The organism is Paenibacillus sp. EB106-04-04-XG159 (assembly GCF_058791835.1).
In genome coordinates this window covers 197,762-213,223 of the sequence record NZ_JBYTDY010000009.1, presented here as the reverse complement: position 1 = coordinate 213,223, position 15,462 = coordinate 197,762, and the positions used below count along the sequence as shown (strand labels likewise).

At 43.9% G+C, this 15,462-nt stretch carries 15 protein-coding genes; 3 read left to right on the top strand and 12 right to left on the bottom strand.

The genetic code is table 11. The features are described from left to right. Positions 1 to 86: 86 nt before the first annotated feature. Positions 87 to 1,103: a GTP 3',8-cyclase MoaA gene (gene moaA / locus AC3WTP_RS13380; protein ID WP_492395114.1), complete on the bottom strand. Its 1,017-nt coding sequence runs from the start codon at positions 1,101 to 1,103 to the stop codon at positions 87 to 89. 55 nt (positions 1,104 to 1,158) lie between these two features. Next, positions 1,159 to 1,875 (bottom strand): iron-sulfur cluster repair di-iron protein, encoded by a 717-nt coding sequence (gene ric / locus AC3WTP_RS13375; RefSeq protein WP_492395113.1) that lies wholly within the window; start codon positions 1,873 to 1,875, stop codon positions 1,159 to 1,161. A gap of 204 nt (positions 1,876 to 2,079) precedes the next feature. On the opposite strand from ric, the gene modA reads away from it, so the two are divergent. Then, complete coding sequence (gene modA, locus AC3WTP_RS13370; RefSeq protein ID WP_492395112.1) at positions 2,080 to 2,922, top strand: molybdate ABC transporter substrate-binding protein; 843 nt, start codon at positions 2,080 to 2,082, stop codon at positions 2,920 to 2,922. Continuing rightward, the gene (modB, locus tag AC3WTP_RS13365; RefSeq protein ID WP_492395111.1) at positions 2,919 to 3,593 is read left to right on the top strand and encodes a molybdate ABC transporter permease subunit; all 675 of its coding nucleotides are present in this window, start codon (positions 2,919 to 2,921) and stop codon (positions 3,591 to 3,593) included. Before modA ends, modB begins: the two co-directional genes overlap by 4 nt. Before the next feature lie 121 nt (positions 3,594 to 3,714). On the opposite strand, the gene AC3WTP_RS13360 is transcribed toward modB, so the two are convergent. The 9 genes from AC3WTP_RS13360 to AC3WTP_RS13320 all read right to left on the bottom strand — a co-directional run bounded on the left by AC3WTP_RS13360 (position 3,715) and on the right by AC3WTP_RS13320 (position 12,865). Continuing rightward, the gene (locus tag AC3WTP_RS13360; RefSeq protein WP_492395110.1) at positions 3,715 to 4,896 is read right to left on the bottom strand and encodes an alanyl-tRNA editing protein; all 1,182 of its coding nucleotides are present in this window, start codon (positions 4,894 to 4,896) and stop codon (positions 3,715 to 3,717) included. Positions 4,897 to 5,275: 379 nt separating this feature from the next. Continuing rightward, entirely contained in the window at positions 5,276 to 5,833 is a 558-nt protein-coding gene (locus tag AC3WTP_RS13355) for a DUF1697 domain-containing protein (protein WP_492395109.1), read from the bottom strand. A 158-nt stretch (positions 5,834 to 5,991) separates the two neighbouring features. Further along, positions 5,992 to 7,548: an ABC-F family ATP-binding cassette domain-containing protein gene (locus tag AC3WTP_RS13350; protein ID WP_492395108.1), complete on the bottom strand. Its 1,557-nt coding sequence runs from the start codon at positions 7,546 to 7,548 to the stop codon at positions 5,992 to 5,994. A gap of 410 nt (positions 7,549 to 7,958) precedes the next feature. Next, positions 7,959 to 8,834: a hypothetical protein gene (locus AC3WTP_RS13345; protein WP_492395107.1), complete on the bottom strand. Its 876-nt coding sequence runs from the start codon at positions 8,832 to 8,834 to the stop codon at positions 7,959 to 7,961. Positions 8,835 to 9,033: 199 nt separating this feature from the next. After that, positions 9,034 to 9,234 carry a hypothetical protein gene (locus tag AC3WTP_RS13340; protein WP_492395106.1) on the bottom strand — a complete coding sequence of 67 codons (201 nt, stop codon included), beginning with the start codon at positions 9,232 to 9,234 and terminating at the stop codon, positions 9,034 to 9,036. A gap of 215 nt (positions 9,235 to 9,449) precedes the next feature. After that, positions 9,450 to 9,743, bottom strand: coding sequence for a substrate-binding domain-containing protein (locus AC3WTP_RS13335; RefSeq protein WP_492395105.1), 294 nt, complete (start codon positions 9,741 to 9,743; stop codon positions 9,450 to 9,452). Positions 9,744 to 9,821: 78 nt separating this feature from the next. After that, the gene (locus AC3WTP_RS13330; protein WP_492395104.1) at positions 9,822 to 10,334 is read right to left on the bottom strand and encodes a cell division protein ZapB; all 513 of its coding nucleotides are present in this window, start codon (positions 10,332 to 10,334) and stop codon (positions 9,822 to 9,824) included. Positions 10,335 to 10,567: 233 nt separating this feature from the next. Beyond that, entirely contained in the window at positions 10,568 to 11,503 is a 936-nt protein-coding gene (locus AC3WTP_RS13325) for a hypothetical protein (protein ID WP_492395103.1), read from the bottom strand. Between the two features lie 723 nt (positions 11,504 to 12,226). After that, positions 12,227 to 12,865 carry a stalk domain-containing protein gene (locus tag AC3WTP_RS13320; protein WP_492395102.1) on the bottom strand — a complete coding sequence of 213 codons (639 nt, stop codon included), beginning with the start codon at positions 12,863 to 12,865 and terminating at the stop codon, positions 12,227 to 12,229. 261 nt (positions 12,866 to 13,126) lie between these two features. Between AC3WTP_RS13320 and AC3WTP_RS13315 the strand changes: the two genes are divergently transcribed. Then, positions 13,127 to 13,789, top strand: coding sequence for an MOSC domain-containing protein (locus AC3WTP_RS13315; RefSeq protein ID WP_492395101.1), 663 nt, complete (start codon positions 13,127 to 13,129; stop codon positions 13,787 to 13,789). 123 nt (positions 13,790 to 13,912) lie between these two features. On the opposite strand, the gene AC3WTP_RS13310 is transcribed toward AC3WTP_RS13315, so the two are convergent. Further along, complete coding sequence (locus AC3WTP_RS13310; protein WP_492395100.1) at positions 13,913 to 15,460, bottom strand: cellulase family glycosylhydrolase; 1,548 nt, start codon at positions 15,458 to 15,460, stop codon at positions 13,913 to 13,915. Positions 15,461 to 15,462: the final 2 nt, after the last annotated feature.

Sequence of the window (15,462 nt, the reverse complement as noted above, 5' to 3'; positions counted from 1 at the left end):
CATTCTCAGGGCTATTATACCACATGTACTCATGCGAACTAGAATGTCCTGCCTGCTGAATGTGAACAACCATTTAACATTAATAATTACCCTCCAATGTACGACATATTTATTTTTTGGAGGTGGAGTGCTCTTTGCTCTGTTCGCTCATCTGAGTAACGATCGGAACGATGCTCCCATACGCTGCTTATCGTCTCTCGAAGCTCGTCGTCAGTCACGCCGCTGCGCAGCATGCGACGAAGGTCGAACCCTTTGGAGGCAAATAAGCACGTATATAGGCTGCCGTCTGAGGACAGGCGTGCACGAGTGCATGAGGAGCAGAACGATTCGGAAACAGAAGTGATGAAGCCTACCTCAGACTCACTCCCTGCATAGCGATAGCGCTTAGCTACTTCGCCGTAATAGTGCTGATCCATCGGTACTAATTCGTACTTAGAGCACAGAATATCATAGATCTCACGTTTAGTAACGACCTTATCATAGCTCCAGCCGTTATCATTGCCAACGTCCATGAATTCGATAAAGCGTACCATTATCCCATGTTCCTTAAAATAAGCTGCCAGCGGTACTATGTCTTTTTCATTTACACCCTTCTGAATAACGGTGTTTATCTTAATCTTGAATCCGATAGATTTCGCCAATTCAATATTAGCCAGTATGACATCAGGTGTTACGCCGCGACCATTCATCCTCGCGAACAGTTCGGGATCCAGCGCATCCAGACTTATATTCAATCTACGCAAGCCCGCGTCATAAAGCTCCTGTGCCTGCTGCTTCAACAGGAGGCCGTTGGTCGTTAATCCGATATCCTCGATTCCTTCTATGCCCACAAGCATACGAACTAACTGAGACAGATCGCGGCGCAATAACGGTTCTCCACCAGTTAAACGAAGCTTCTTTACTCCAAGAGATGCAAACAATTGGGCCATGCGACTTATTTCAGCAAATGTAAGCAGCTCCGCCTTCGGCAGAAAACGATAGTCATCTCCGAATATTTCCTTCGGCATGCAGTACGTACACCGAAAATTACATCTATCAGTTACCGATATGCGCAGATCGCGAATTGGGCGCTGCAATTGATCGAGCATAGGTTGAATTTCCATCTCTCCCCATCCTTCCTGCAACTGCATCATACCGTATCCGACCACGAGCGAGCAACTAATTCGTACAGCAGTTCGTTAGAATCGACCTTACCTGTTTGAACAGCACATGGTTCTCAAGATGAATATGTTCAAACGTGTCTTGCTCTAGAAGAGACAACCGTTGATATACGAGTCGGTACGTACCGCAGGCGTCAGCAGGCGGTTCATAATCATGGGTAATGTCGCGAAGCTCCTTCAGCAGATTGCCGGCACCGTCATGATCTTCTTCTAAGTTAAGTAGATACGGCATCAACTGATCTCTAGTTGCTTGCTCCGGATTGTTTACATATTGAAGCAGCAGCGGAAATACGACTTTATCTTCTTCCTCCGTATGCTCCAGCAATTCCTGCTTCAGAGCTGTAAACAGCTCCTGTACACGCAGCAGATGTGGATAATGATCTCCATGTACACGAGCTACTTTGGTGATATAAGGGGTTAATTGCGGCAGCTCATCGCGAAGAAATGCATGGTGCTTCTGCTGAATATATCGGATAAGCTCTGCTTCATCTTGAGATTGCGGACGGCTTGATTCATATTCCGCTTGCTGGCGTTCAATCTTCTCTACTTCCTCCAGCACCTGCTTAGGATCGAGCTTCCGTTCAATCGCAGCGAGCTCTAGACTCTCTTTCCCGCCGCAGCAATAATCTATTCTTAATTGACGAAACAAGTCCGCTGCTCGCGGGATGATCGTTACGATGTCTGCCACTGGTGTTTGCAATGTAATCTTGCTCATGAATATTCCTCCAATAGATTGAATTTTAAATATACTATAATCTTATGATTTGCATCACGCTTGATATGTGATTCCACTCACATGATAAGAGGTAGTTTTGTGAACTTATTCGTGAATTGAATGATTATATGTTCTATTGGCAGCATGAAAAATGCTAAGATAAGGAATGTCCGTGCTGACGAGGTACGAGAAAGGAGAAACAATATGAAGATACATGCCAAACGTCATTCTGTGGTGCTTTTGTTAGTTCTAATGCTTGCACTACTAGTTGCAGGATGCGGTTCTAAGCAAAGTCTAGGTAATGAGATACCAGCGGTCAACTCTTCTACGGCAGCTGATCAAGAGCAAGTAGAACTGCTAGTTTCAGCCGCTGCTAGCTTGAAGGACGCCTTGCAGGAAATAAAGGAAGTCTATGAAACGAACAACCAAGATATCATACTTAACTTTAATTATGGCGGTTCAGGTGCGCTGCAGCAGCAGATTGAACAGGGAGCACCTGTAGATCTCTTTATCTCCGCAGCCCCAAGTCATATGCAGGCGCTCGTAGATAAAGGTCTTGTGGAAGCAGCACAGCAGAGTAACTTACTCTCTAATGAGTTAGTTGTGGTTAAGCCGGCTGGCTCCCCTGTAGGCATTCGTGATCTGTCAGATCTAGCTTTAGACCCCGTACATAAGATCGCGATCGGCATACCGGAGAGCGTTCCTGCAGGCGCCTATGCGAAGGAGGCCTTGTCGACGGACAAGCTATGGGACAGCTTGCAGCCGAAGATGGTTCAAGCCAAGGACGTTCGACAAGTGCTCCAATACGTCGAAACGGGGAACGTCGAAGCGGGGTTCGTATATAAGACGGATGCATTAGCCTCTAACAAGGCGGAAATAGCGTTAACGGTAGATGCAGCAGCGTACTCCCCTATTGTTTACCCAGTTGGAATCGTAAAGGCCACGAAGCATTCTAAGGAAGTAGAGGAACTGTACAGCTTTCTGCGATCAGAAGAAGCGATGAACATTTTCATGAAGTACGGGTTCTCCGCTATGCCGAATACATGAATATAGGCGTTATAGACTGGCAGCAATTCTGGTCTCCAATCCGTCTTTCTGTGCAGGTCGCGCTATTATCCAGTGTGCTAGCTATGCTGCTCGGCGTTGCTGCCGCATGGTGGATGTCCAAGCGGCAATTCAAGGGGAAAGTATGGATCGAAACGCTGTTTATGCTGCCGATCGTACTGCCACCGACGGTCATCGGATTCCTGCTGCTCGTCTTATTGGGCCGAAACAGTGCTTTCGGACGATTTCTGGAATGGTTGTTTGCAGCGCCGCTCATCTTCACGTGGTGGAGTGCCGTTATTGCCGCGGTTGTCGTCGCCTTTCCATTAGTGTATCAAACGATGAAGGCTGGATTCGGAGCGATCGACCAAGACTTACTCGCAGCAGGCCGTGCTATTGGGGCTAATGAACGGCAGCTATTCTATTATGTAGTGCTGCCATTAACATGGCGATCGTTTATGACGGCGTATATACTCGGCTTCGCCCGCTCCCTTGGGGAATTCGGTGCGACCTTGATGGTTGCCGGCAACATCCCAGGCAAGACACAGACACTCCCAACAGCCATCTATGTCGCGGTCGATTCCGGCAATACCATTATGGCATGGGCGTGGACGTTGACGATTATCTTGATTTCTTTCCTCATGCTGCTGTTAACAGGACGCAGTGCCCGATGATCATGTACATACATTAAAGGCGAATTTCACATATCTCGTGAAATTCGCCTTTTTTCTTACTTCCTATTAAACAGCTGCTGTTATGACTATTTATTTAATTCTAATTAATCTCGTTAATTACTTACAAAAATTGCTCTTGCAACGTACGAACAGCAAATTCATAAAATGCGAAGGCATCCTCTTCATTGGCAAATGCAGCCTGAGCAAGTATATCGCTGCCGCCGCCCTTTCCATTGTAATGAACTTGGTGCGCTTTCATGAATGCACCACAAGAAAAACCGGAATTATTGCGCTGAGATAAGAGCACTTTATTCTCCAGAGTAGTCAATAGCAACACTGGAGCATCGCATTGAGAGTTTATTTTCCCAGCTAGATTCTGAAGATCTTTCAGTGACTTATCATGGAATACAGTTGCAATGATCGCCCCGTCTTTATTAGCTAACAGCTCACGTGCGGCATAATCATCATATTTGTCTTTCAGAGCTGCCATCTCTTCTTGGAGCTGCTTATGCTCTTTCTCCCACTTATCCATTCGATCAAGGATTTCTTCTTTGCTCGATTTGAACTTAACCGATAGCGCTCCTACGATTGTTTGATGTTCACAAAATTCCTCCAAGGCACGATATCCGCATTTGAAATAAATTCGCATGTTTCCCTTATGCTTCTCCGACTTGAGCAGCTTGATCATGCCGATCGCCCCCGTTGAAGAGACATGCGTTCCACCGCAAGCGTTATGTTCGATGTCCTTGATCTCTACAATTCGGATATTGTCTGTCAAGCTCGTCTGTTTGACCAGTTCTAACTGATTAGCCTCTTGTTCCGTCACCATATAACTTATGATGCAGTGGTTCTGATATATTTGCTGGTTGACTTCATGCTCTATCGCTTCCAGTTGACTAGAGGTAAGCTCAGACGCTTCCACATCTATCGTGCAGTAATCCATTCCGAGATGAAAGCTAAGTGTCTTCGCCTGATACATGTCAAGGCATACCGCTGATAGCAGATGCTGTCCGCTATGCTGCTGCATATGGTCGAATCTGCGCGCCCAGTCAATTCTACAGGTTACTCTTCTCTCTTCGGGCAGACTTTCAAGCTTATGTAAGATGAGATCAGATTCAGTGATGACATCGATTACTGGAATTTCTTGAATATATCCTTTATCACAAGGCTGTCCACCTCCATGAGGATAGAATGCTGTCTCTTTCAAGATGACATATATGCCGTCTTCTCTGACAACGGTTTCTATGATCTCCGTTTCCAATTCGGTCAAATATGCTGAATCATAATATAGTCTTTTCGTCATATTCGTTTCCCTCACTATTCTCTGCTCCAGATGCGATAATCTTGGAAGCAGTTCTTATTGCATCGTATCTGATTATGAAATGTTGAGGCTACTTTTTAGAAAAATCATCAAGAGTAGCCTGCAATTCAAACTCCATATCTTGGAGTCCATCTTGGACCGTGATCTTGTCAGCAAGCATATCCGCTACATACTTCTGAGTGATTGTCCGATTCGAGCTATCCATAATTGAAAGATGCATCATCAACGGTCATTGCTATACTGCCAGTGAGAAATGAGGTTCCTTCCCTTATCTCGAAATATTGGCTTGCACAGCTTTGGATTCATTCTACTTCTGAGTTAACATTTACTATTCAATTAATCACTCCGATGACCGGGTTTACTATTCCATATCATTTGCCAGAGCGATCAGCTTGTTAATCGTCTTAAAATTACGTGTTGTCGCCGGGACATCCAACTTGTTCAGATTGTTAGCCAGCTTTGAGTTGCGTATGCTGCTGCGAAATAAGAGATACACATCACGTCCCACAATACGATATTCATCGTTTTCATTATTGCTGTTCTTCAGCCGATCCATGCTTTCTAGCGAAGGTTGATCAAGCAAGAACGCCGCATACAAGCTCTCGCCTTCGGATGAGGCTGCGGCTTCTTCTATTTCCTTCTCTGAAAATGGACAGCTATCTGCCACCCTCTTTAATTCCTCCGCGGTTCTGATCACAACTGATATCGGGAATCCGAATACTCGTTCAATCTCATTTTCCATGAGCTTACGTACAGGTACTTCATCTAGGTCCGACTTAAAAAGTACGTTGCCGCTCTGAATATAGGTTCGCACTTGGCTCAATCCGATCGAATCACACATCTGCTTCAATTCCGACATCTTGATCATGTTTTTACCGCCTACATTAATGCCGCGCAGCAATGCGATATATGTTGTCATCACCTTTACCACCCTTATAATTGATCTACTTGTCATACCAAGCTCGCCTTTATCTATGTCACTAATATAAGGCATCTTGCTTCTCCTTGCAAAAAGAGACTAGCCCATTAAGCCGCGAATTGCGCCTAAGGGATAGTCTCTTTAACTTAAACTGAATATTATAGAACTTTAGTTGTCCAATCCTCACAGTTCCAAATGTCTGTAACGACGTCACGATAGAACTCTGGTTCGTGGGAGATGAGCAGAATGCTGCCTTTAAATGCTTTCAATGCGCGCTTAAGCTCATCCTTCGCGTCTACGTCCAAGTGGTTCGTCGGTTCGTCCAATACGAGCAGATTCGTTTCACGGTTGATTAGCTTGCACAGACGCACCTTAGCCTTCTCGCCCCCGCTCAATACCGCGATCTTGCTCTCAATATGCTTGGTCGTCAGACCACACTTCGCAAGCGCCGCGCGCACCTCGAATTGCGTGAAGTGAGGGAACGTCTCCCATATCTCTTCGATACACGTCTTATAGTTTCCGTCCTTCATTTCCTGCTCGAAGTAACCGATATCTAGGTTGTACCCGAGTTCTACTGAACCCGACAATGAAGGGATTTCGCCCAGAATGCTGCGCAGCAATGTCGTCTTACCAATCCCGTTCGCACCGACAAGCGCGATCTTCTGTCCGCGCTCCATCAGCAGATCGAGCGGACGAGACAACGGATGATCGTAGCCGATAACCAGCTGCTTCGCTTCAAAAACGAGCTTGCCGGACGCCTTCGCATCCTTGAAGTTAAACTGCGGCTTCGGCTTCTCCTTCGCGAGCTCGATCACATCCATTTTATCGAGCTTCTTCTGTCTCGACATCGCCATATTGCGAGTCGCTACACTCGCCTTGTTGCGCTGTACGAAGTCTTTCAGCTCAGCAATTTCTTGCTGCTGGCGCTTAAATGCGGATTCAAGCTGCTGCTTCTTCATTTCATATACTTGTTGGAATTGATCATAATCACCGACATAGCGGGACAGCAATTGATTTTCCATATGATAAATGAGGTTGATGACACTGTTCAAGAACGGAATATCGTGAGAGATCAAGATAAATGCATTCTCATATTCCAGGAGATAGCGCTTGAGCCACTCGATATGCTGTTCGTCCAAATAGTTCGTCGGCTCGTCAAGCAGCAGGATGTCCGGCTTCTCCAACAGAAGCTTAGCTAACAGAATCTTAGTACGCTGACCACCGCTCAGATCGTGAACATCACGATCTAGTCCGATATCGGTGATCCCGAGACCTCGCGCCGTTTCCTGCACCTTAGCGTCGATCATGTAGAAGTCTTGGTTCGTCAGCGTATCCTGAATCGTCCCGACTTCCTCCAGAAGCTTCTCCAACTCCTCTGGCGAGACATCCCCCATCTTCGCGTACATGTCGTTCATCTCTTGCTCTAAATCAAATAAATATTGAAATGCGCTTCTCAACACATCCTGAATCGTCATTCCTTTAGTGAGTACTGCATGCTGATCCAAGTAACCAACCCGTACCCGCTTCGACCATTCCACCTTGCCTTCATCGGGCTGCAGCTTACCTGTAATAATATTCATAAACGTGGACTTGCCTTCGCCGTTCGCGCCGATTAATCCAATGTGTTCGCCCTTTAAGAGGCGAAAGGATACATCCTTGAATATGGCACGATCTCCGAAGCCGTGGCTAAGATTTTCTACATTTAATATGCTCATTCATGACACCTTTTTCTATAGACTTGTAATCGCTCTATTATATACGGAAAATGACGAAGAATTCAATCCATAGTCGTCTTTTTGGATCTAGATACTGTTCTCCGCAGTGGAGGTTTGTCTCTTTTCGATATGCTTCATATTTAATGCAATTTGATAATTGATACTTGTCCCTATCAAGTGACAATGTTTCAGCTAACGATATAGAAACGTTTGTAAGAGTAAATGCAAGTAGTAATACAAAGAATTTAGCTGCACATATGAACTTACTGATTGCCTCCAGAACAGGTATGAGTGAACGGAATCCAGCAGTCAAGGAATCAGATTACCTAATGATAAAAAGTGGTAATATCGCTTGTCGTGTGATGGGATAGGTTATGGGCTAGTTCGAGCTTGTGTGACGCTTATGATGACTACATATATGGCCGAACGTCTTTTATTCGGACCGAGGAATACTTCCTTATAAAAATATCCAATGCAGGGGCTTCAAATTCAAGTAAAACATAAGGCTCGCGTCCATACATTTGTACATCAGGGAAACTGTCCGCATAATTTATAACAATCTTTTGATTGGAAGCCTGGATGTTCAATAGCTCAATAGATGCCTCCGGTTCAGCAACAAGTAAAATATAGGTTTTGTCTTCATTCATATTTGCATTGCCAGAAACAAAAACTTCTTCAGCTCCATGCTTGTTATCCAGATAGGTCTGCGCCCATTCTTTTACTTTTGGGTCTGCTTTATCTAAAGTAATGGTGCAATATTTGATGGGTTGGTCATCCGTCTCGATGTCGGAATCACTAACCGTTCCATAATGTGTAGCCGTCCAAATTCCGCCGTAGTTATATCTTTTGACAAAATCGACGCGGTATATTGTACCTTCTGTACTTCCGACGACTACGCTTCTTGGATTATACGTGCCAGGTAATGAGAACATAAAAGTAACGTCAATCAGGAGCTTTTCTTCTGCAAAATCTCGAACAGCCTTCTCCCAGTTTTTTCGCCAATCTTCCTTTTTCATGTTGTCAAGCTGATCCTCCGAATAATCGACACCCGTATAGTGACTAATTCGACGGGCCAGTTCGGACAACTCGTCGTAATTTACAAAGTCTGTTGATGCAACTTGCTTGTTTGAGTTTTCGCCTGATTGACCCTGGGCCGCTGGTTCTTCTTTTGCCGAAGACGATGGAGTAGGATTGTTGGTAATAGCAGGAGATGGAGTAGAACTGGAATTTAAAGTACAACCCACAAGTAAGCTAATCGCCAACAACATTATGATAAATAATCTCATTACAATAAATACCTCCTTACATTAGCCCCTCCTTATAGACGAAAATAATACCAATTGGTTGCGCCGGTCGGCTTGGCGATGTCTCCATTTGACAGACGTAGCATAACTGCAAAATATGACGGTCAAACCCAAAAGTTTTTTCAAGGGTGGTCGAAGTGAAGGAGATCAGCTAGAGGTTAACTTTAGAGTTGCGCAATACCTACAATTGTGAAAAGTGAAATACAAGTTCGGCGGCCGGCCCGATGCGATTTTGAATGCGGTCAACGGCTGAGGCGAGATGGGTTAGCTTCTCATCTTCTTCCATATCGAACAAAGAGGATTGGATGTAGTCGGCGCTCACAAAATTGGACACGCCGACATGGACGGTGCGGATCACCGCGCCACCGGTTTCTTCGGCCAAGAGTGATTGCAAACCCCGATATACATATTTCGTTAGGTTTGTCGCTTCCCAACTTCTCAGGTGCTCACACCATTCTGAGGATATGGGATAGTACTCAAAGGCTCACCAATACTGAGTCTACGAAATAATGATCAGCAACCAAGACACATACTCAGCAAAATAAAAAAACATCGCATGCCCTCATCTCAAGGACACGCGGCGTATCATCCATTCTGCTATAGTCTCGCTAATACTTGATACCAGATCCCGCGCTTACTGTACGGCAGTTCGCGGACATGCTTCCAGCCACCCATATCCTCGATCATAAACACACCTTCGTCTGCCGCTTCCGTCTCGATTCCAGGCAGCGGAATAACAGGGCGGAATCCTGACTCATGCCACAGCTTCTGCGCCGGCTCACTGCGCAAGAATTCTACGAAGGCGGCTGCTGCTTCACACGTTTCATACTTATCGACGTATCGATCTACGACGACTACTGGATTCTCTATCAGAATCGTGTGCTTAGGCACCACGATCTCATAGTGCACGCCTTACTTTTGGCGGGCTAACAATTCATTTCATACGTTATGATTGCTATTCTTCTGTTATTAATGACCTGATGCTATATATTCGAAATTCATGTCTTTATCATATTTAAAGTAAACGAGTAAGTCACCTTCATTAGGGTCATGGCTAATAAAATATCCGATATTTGTCCCTGCTTCGGTAGTAACAATATTGGCTATATACATAGGCGCATCAAATATTTTAGTAGGAAAAGACATATTATTATCTATCTTGGTAAATAATATTTCATCTTTGATTTCGTTTAACTCAAATTCAGCTTTAAATTCCCTTAGCTTATCAAAATCACCATTCGCTATGTACCTCATAATTTTTCTTGATGTGCGATCAAATATTTGTAGCTGAGTTCTTGCTACTTCTAATCGTTTATTCTCTTCTTCTAATTCAGTATTCATAAGGGTCAATTCGTTATTATGTTTTTTCAATTCTTGGTTTTCTTTCTCCAGTTTTTCAATTTTCTTGGTGTATTCAGTAGTGTTTTCGGCACAACCTGTTAAAAGAAATAAAAAAATAAGTAATCCAAGCGCTCGTTTCAAGTAAACACTCCCCCAGAAAAAATGCTATTTTAAACGGCTTAAATCTGCAACGTATAAGACTTGAGCAGTAGACATAAAATCGCAATCGAGAGCATTACAATCCATTTCTTCATGTGACAGTACCCCTAAGTAATCACTATATAGTAAGACAAAGTTCCATGAATACCGACGCTGAACCTGACCGAAGCCTTATCCGGAAGATTCATCAGGATCCGAAGATCTACAATGTCATTTTAATCAATTCTGAACAATAACCATTCATCATTCGAGTAGACGTATATTAGATTGAGATCTGTTGGGGTACCATCTAGTTGAAGCATATGTACCTTCACCATTTGTACCTTTTCTTTCTCCAATCCAAATTCCTCTTTGATCGCATCTACTCTAGAATTATCAAGCTCAAGCTTAGTAACAGATTTATTTTTTCTAGTCATATTAAAAAAACTCAATGCACCAGTTACAGCCTCAGGGTGTATTAGCTTCTCTAAATTTTTTTCATCTGATTCTGATATTTCTTTCATTACTGCTTCTAATAATTCCACTTCGACTCCAACAATTTCGATTTTTGAAGTGTCAAGTTGGTAGTTTCGTAATTCATCTACTGACTCAGTTTTTATTTCATCTACCTTATCAACATATTGTTTAAATTCCTTATAGGATTCGTTGATGGAATGGATACGGACATCTTGATTTGAAGAATCATCAATCATTGGAGTTGGGAAAGGACCAATTAACGCGAGCTCTGAAACAAATGGTTCTTGCATAGAATAGTATTCTAACGCGATTGCCCTAGAGTGCGTGAATGGTTCCTCACCTCGATACATGCCGGCCATACTAGCTAAAAGATCTGTAACCGTCTTTGGGGGATTCGGGAATTCCTTCTCAGCAAACCATTTGAATCCCTCCTCAGCAACAGGTCCTTTCGGATGTGAATTCCATTCATCATCAGCTTCAACGAGCCGATCATAAGTAAGTGTCGAAGGAAGTTCCCCAATCGTTTGATCCTTTGTATCAAACGAATCCTGAATTAAATCCACCTTACTATTTGAATCATCCGTAGTTTGTGGAACAACTTTCTCCAAATTAAATGCCTTATCTACTGCGAAAAAAGCCCCAATAATAACAACCGCAATAGTCGCTCCCAATATGCTGATATGTCGTTTATTCATAACGTTCTCCTCCTCATCCCTCGAATTCGCTTAGACAGTTGGAGCTGCTTTAGAGTACCTAATCTCTGCAAATACCAATTCTAACCGGTTCTCCAACTACAAAAACAAGGACGAGGCAACAGCTCTCGTCCTCTTTCCTCAATTAATCCATTAATTTTTGAGCATTACCAACATAGTACTCAGTACTGAATTTATGCCCAGCAAAACTATAAGAAACTAATTTCATCTAACTTTATGGGCTCACTTCAGGTTAGTTAGTTTTTCTTTGTTTAAAATAGTATATACATTTAACTAGACTACCTCCTATTAGAAAACAACAAGTTATTAACGCAGTTTGAGAGAAGAGATAACGTGTTTTTATATCATTAGAAAACAGATCGGGTCTCCAAAACGGCCACATTCCAATTGTTGTAGTAATAAAAACCAGCCCGGTCGATAAAGCCATTTTAGTAATTGATAGTTTGTGTTTAAATTGAAAATACAAACCGTAAAGAAAAGATACTAAATAGAATCCAAAAAGGAACATGAGGAGTCCTCCAAATCGAATGAGGACAATAAACGTTTCATCAGACTCCGGTCGATCATAAATAACCAATGTCCCCATAATGAGTCCAAGATATGCAAGGTGAAAAACAAGAAGTTCCACATAATAAGGAAATTTTCTTTTTTTCATCAGATTCCTCCGATTATCAATCCGAGCTGTGCTTGTCCATGTTAGGTGGCCTAAATTCCCCATGTTGCGCTAGGATACAAGGAGTAACGATCATAGTACTTTGTAGTATTAGGAATAACTTTTATAGATTTGATCTTGTAGTCTTTATCAAAAGTCACACCCCATTTCTCTACTTTAACTTTGTAGTTATCTTCTGAAGATACTCGCTGTACAATTTGCACTGTATATTTGCCATCGACTGGCTCAACCATTTTAATGTCGACAATGGTACCCAGATTATAAGTACCAGCCGGAAATTCAAGATAAATATCTGTTTCAAAATCATCGGCGACAAATTCCATAGCATCTTCTCTTTTTCTATCATCATAAGCCATAATAAACCCATAAATTGCATTCCTGTAAGTTGTATACCTTAAACTCTCACCCTCTTGTGTAAAGTTGGGATTGGAATTCACATACACTGTTTTTGTTTTGTTATCCCAGCTTATAGGGATTCCTAATTCTTCAGAAATAGTCCGAATTGGAACGTATACACTTCCATCAATAAGTTTGGGTTGCGCACCGGTTTTTACTAGATTACTGTTTACAAAGAGTTTAGGAGCAGTAGCAGCATAAGCTCCAGCACCAAATGTCAAAACAAATCCTAAAGATACTAATCCTATCTTAGTTAATTGCTTCATTGCCATCATCCATATTTCCCCTTTATTATTTAGACTCAAAAATATAATTAATGTTTCTCAACCCTATTAGAAGTCAGGTAGTTAGTTGGTTTTATGACTGCACCATTCAAAACATGAATTAATTGATTTTTGATGATAAACGACAATAATTCGGTAATCCGCCGTTTCTAGTAGAGGCTATGTTGTTGCTGACATTGTACAAAAGTATGATAATAGAATTTATATATAATCAGATGAAATGCCATCCCACTTAGAAAGCGAGAATATCGTATGAGAGAACACCAAGCTGCAATCATCCATTTTTCAATTGGCTTGCCTAAATCGATGGAGTACGGCAATGACAAACAACTCTTGACTGGAATATGCAAAGAAGCAGTTGATGAGGCGTACTTAACGAAGGATGGCTTCCGCGGAGACGGAGTTGCTGATTTGCGATATCACGGCGGCCCGGATCGCGCAGTATGCATCTATCCCTATGAGCACTATGCCCTATGGGACCAGGAATTCGGGCAGCCATTGCCCGCTTCAGCGTTCGGAGAGAATATGACCTTGTCGAATATGCTGGAGAAGGATGTGCATATAGGCGACATATATAGGTTCGGTGAGGCTGTTGTACAGATAACACAAGGCCGTGTTCCGTGCAGTACGATCACGAAGCGATTGGGTAAACCTACACTTCTAAAGAGAATGACGGAAACAGGGTACACAGGGTATCTATGCCGAGTGTTGGAGGAAGGTATCGTTCGAAAGGATTCCAAGATTGAGCTTATACAGCCTCACCCCCAACAAATATCTATCTTATACTGCAATCAGCTCTATTATCAGAGGCACAACGATATTGAAGGGCTGCGCAATGTGCTGACGGTTTCTGAACTGGCAGATGAATGGCAAATCATGCTGAATAAACGTTTAGAACAGGCTTTGGAAAAGTAAGACTTAGGTGATGCTAGCATCAAAATGATAGAAGGACGGCTTTTCCCTGTTATCGCAAGTCATCAGTCAATTCTATTCACTGTAACAGGGAAAAACCACGAAAACTCCTCCATTATACTTCGCTCACTCAGCCGTATGAAGTTCACTGCTGTTGCGACTAATACGAATCCACCTATCAGCCGCTTCAGCAGCCGATCCGGCAGGCGGCACGATCACATAGCCTGCTGCGCAGCCATTAATCCGTTCCATTGTGTACAAGGCTCCTTCTGGCGTTAATGTGATATCGCCACTTTCTATCAACTCGATGTTCGGCACGTAAATAACCGTTGGAGCATCTGTCTCTAAGCGGGAATCTTCGTCCCAACTCATCGTGAAGGAGCCGGTATCCGAACAGTGGCGATACTGCTTCAATTGGCCTGTAACCGCCATCGGGTAGGCCCGACAGATAGCAGGAAAGTATGAATAATGATCCATATGCCGATTCTCGTAGCTCCAATACGTATCGCCGCACAGCAGCTGCTCGAATATATCCTTAACGTCACATGCGGTGTCCTTCGCTCCTGCTGAGCCATAATATGCTCCCCACTCTCCAATCATCATCGGCATATTCAGCCTTTTGCGCGTCAACTCGTGCCGCTCGAATATCAGCTTCAACCGAGCGGGATTCGCTTCATCCGAGTATGGCGTATCGGTGACAAGATCGTAACCGTGCGGAGCATATACTTGGTACATATCCAGCTCCCCGTCCTCGCCGACCGCGGGTTCAATGCCGCTTAGCACGCCGAGATTGCTGAAATAGTTCGTTTCTAGTAACACCGCTGTGTCTGGATCAACTTGGCGGATCGCTTGCGTCACTTTGCTGAAAAATGCCGACAGCGTCTCGCGTTCAAAGCGGCTGTAGTCCTCCGTTACGACATCGATAATGGATGCGTAGCGGTCGGGATCACTCATGAACTGCAGCACATCCATTCGTTTGACCGGATCGAAGAAATCCGCAATCATGCGCTCGATGTCGGGATAGGGAATACCTCTAACTGCCGCAGCCATTTCCGCATACTTCATATACATGAGCGGTTGAATTCTCGTCACTTCAGAACCAATGAACGGCTCGTTCATCAGATCGTAGCCAATGACCGCTGGGTGCCCTGCAAATCGCTTCGCAACATGCCGCCAAGCGGCAGCATAATGATCTTGCAGTCCAATGCCATCCGCAGCTGGGGCATTGCTCCAGAAATGATCGAATGCTCGATGAACCGCAGGACTGATCAAGTAGGAATCACTCCACACCTCGCCTGTTAAATGCGGTTCGTCATCGGTTATCGTCGCCCATCGCGGCGCTCCGTCGCTGTAGCCCCCCCCATACAGATCCTGATGCATATCGAGGAACACCCATATGCCGTGCTTCTCCGCAGCATGAACGAGCTTCTCTACTCCATCCAGATAGGCTTCGTCATACATACCTGGTTCAGGCTCGATACCGTCCCAGATGATGCCTAACCGAACAACGTTGAAGCCCCATTGTCTTAGAAGTTCGAAATCGTCATCGTCCCAAGCGCCTAGGTAGTTGCAGGTTTTTTCTTTGTTCACCATATTGATGCCATGCAGAATGACTTGGCGCCCCTCTTGATCTACCCATTGATCATCCCGCACTCTTATTGGATATAAAGACATGC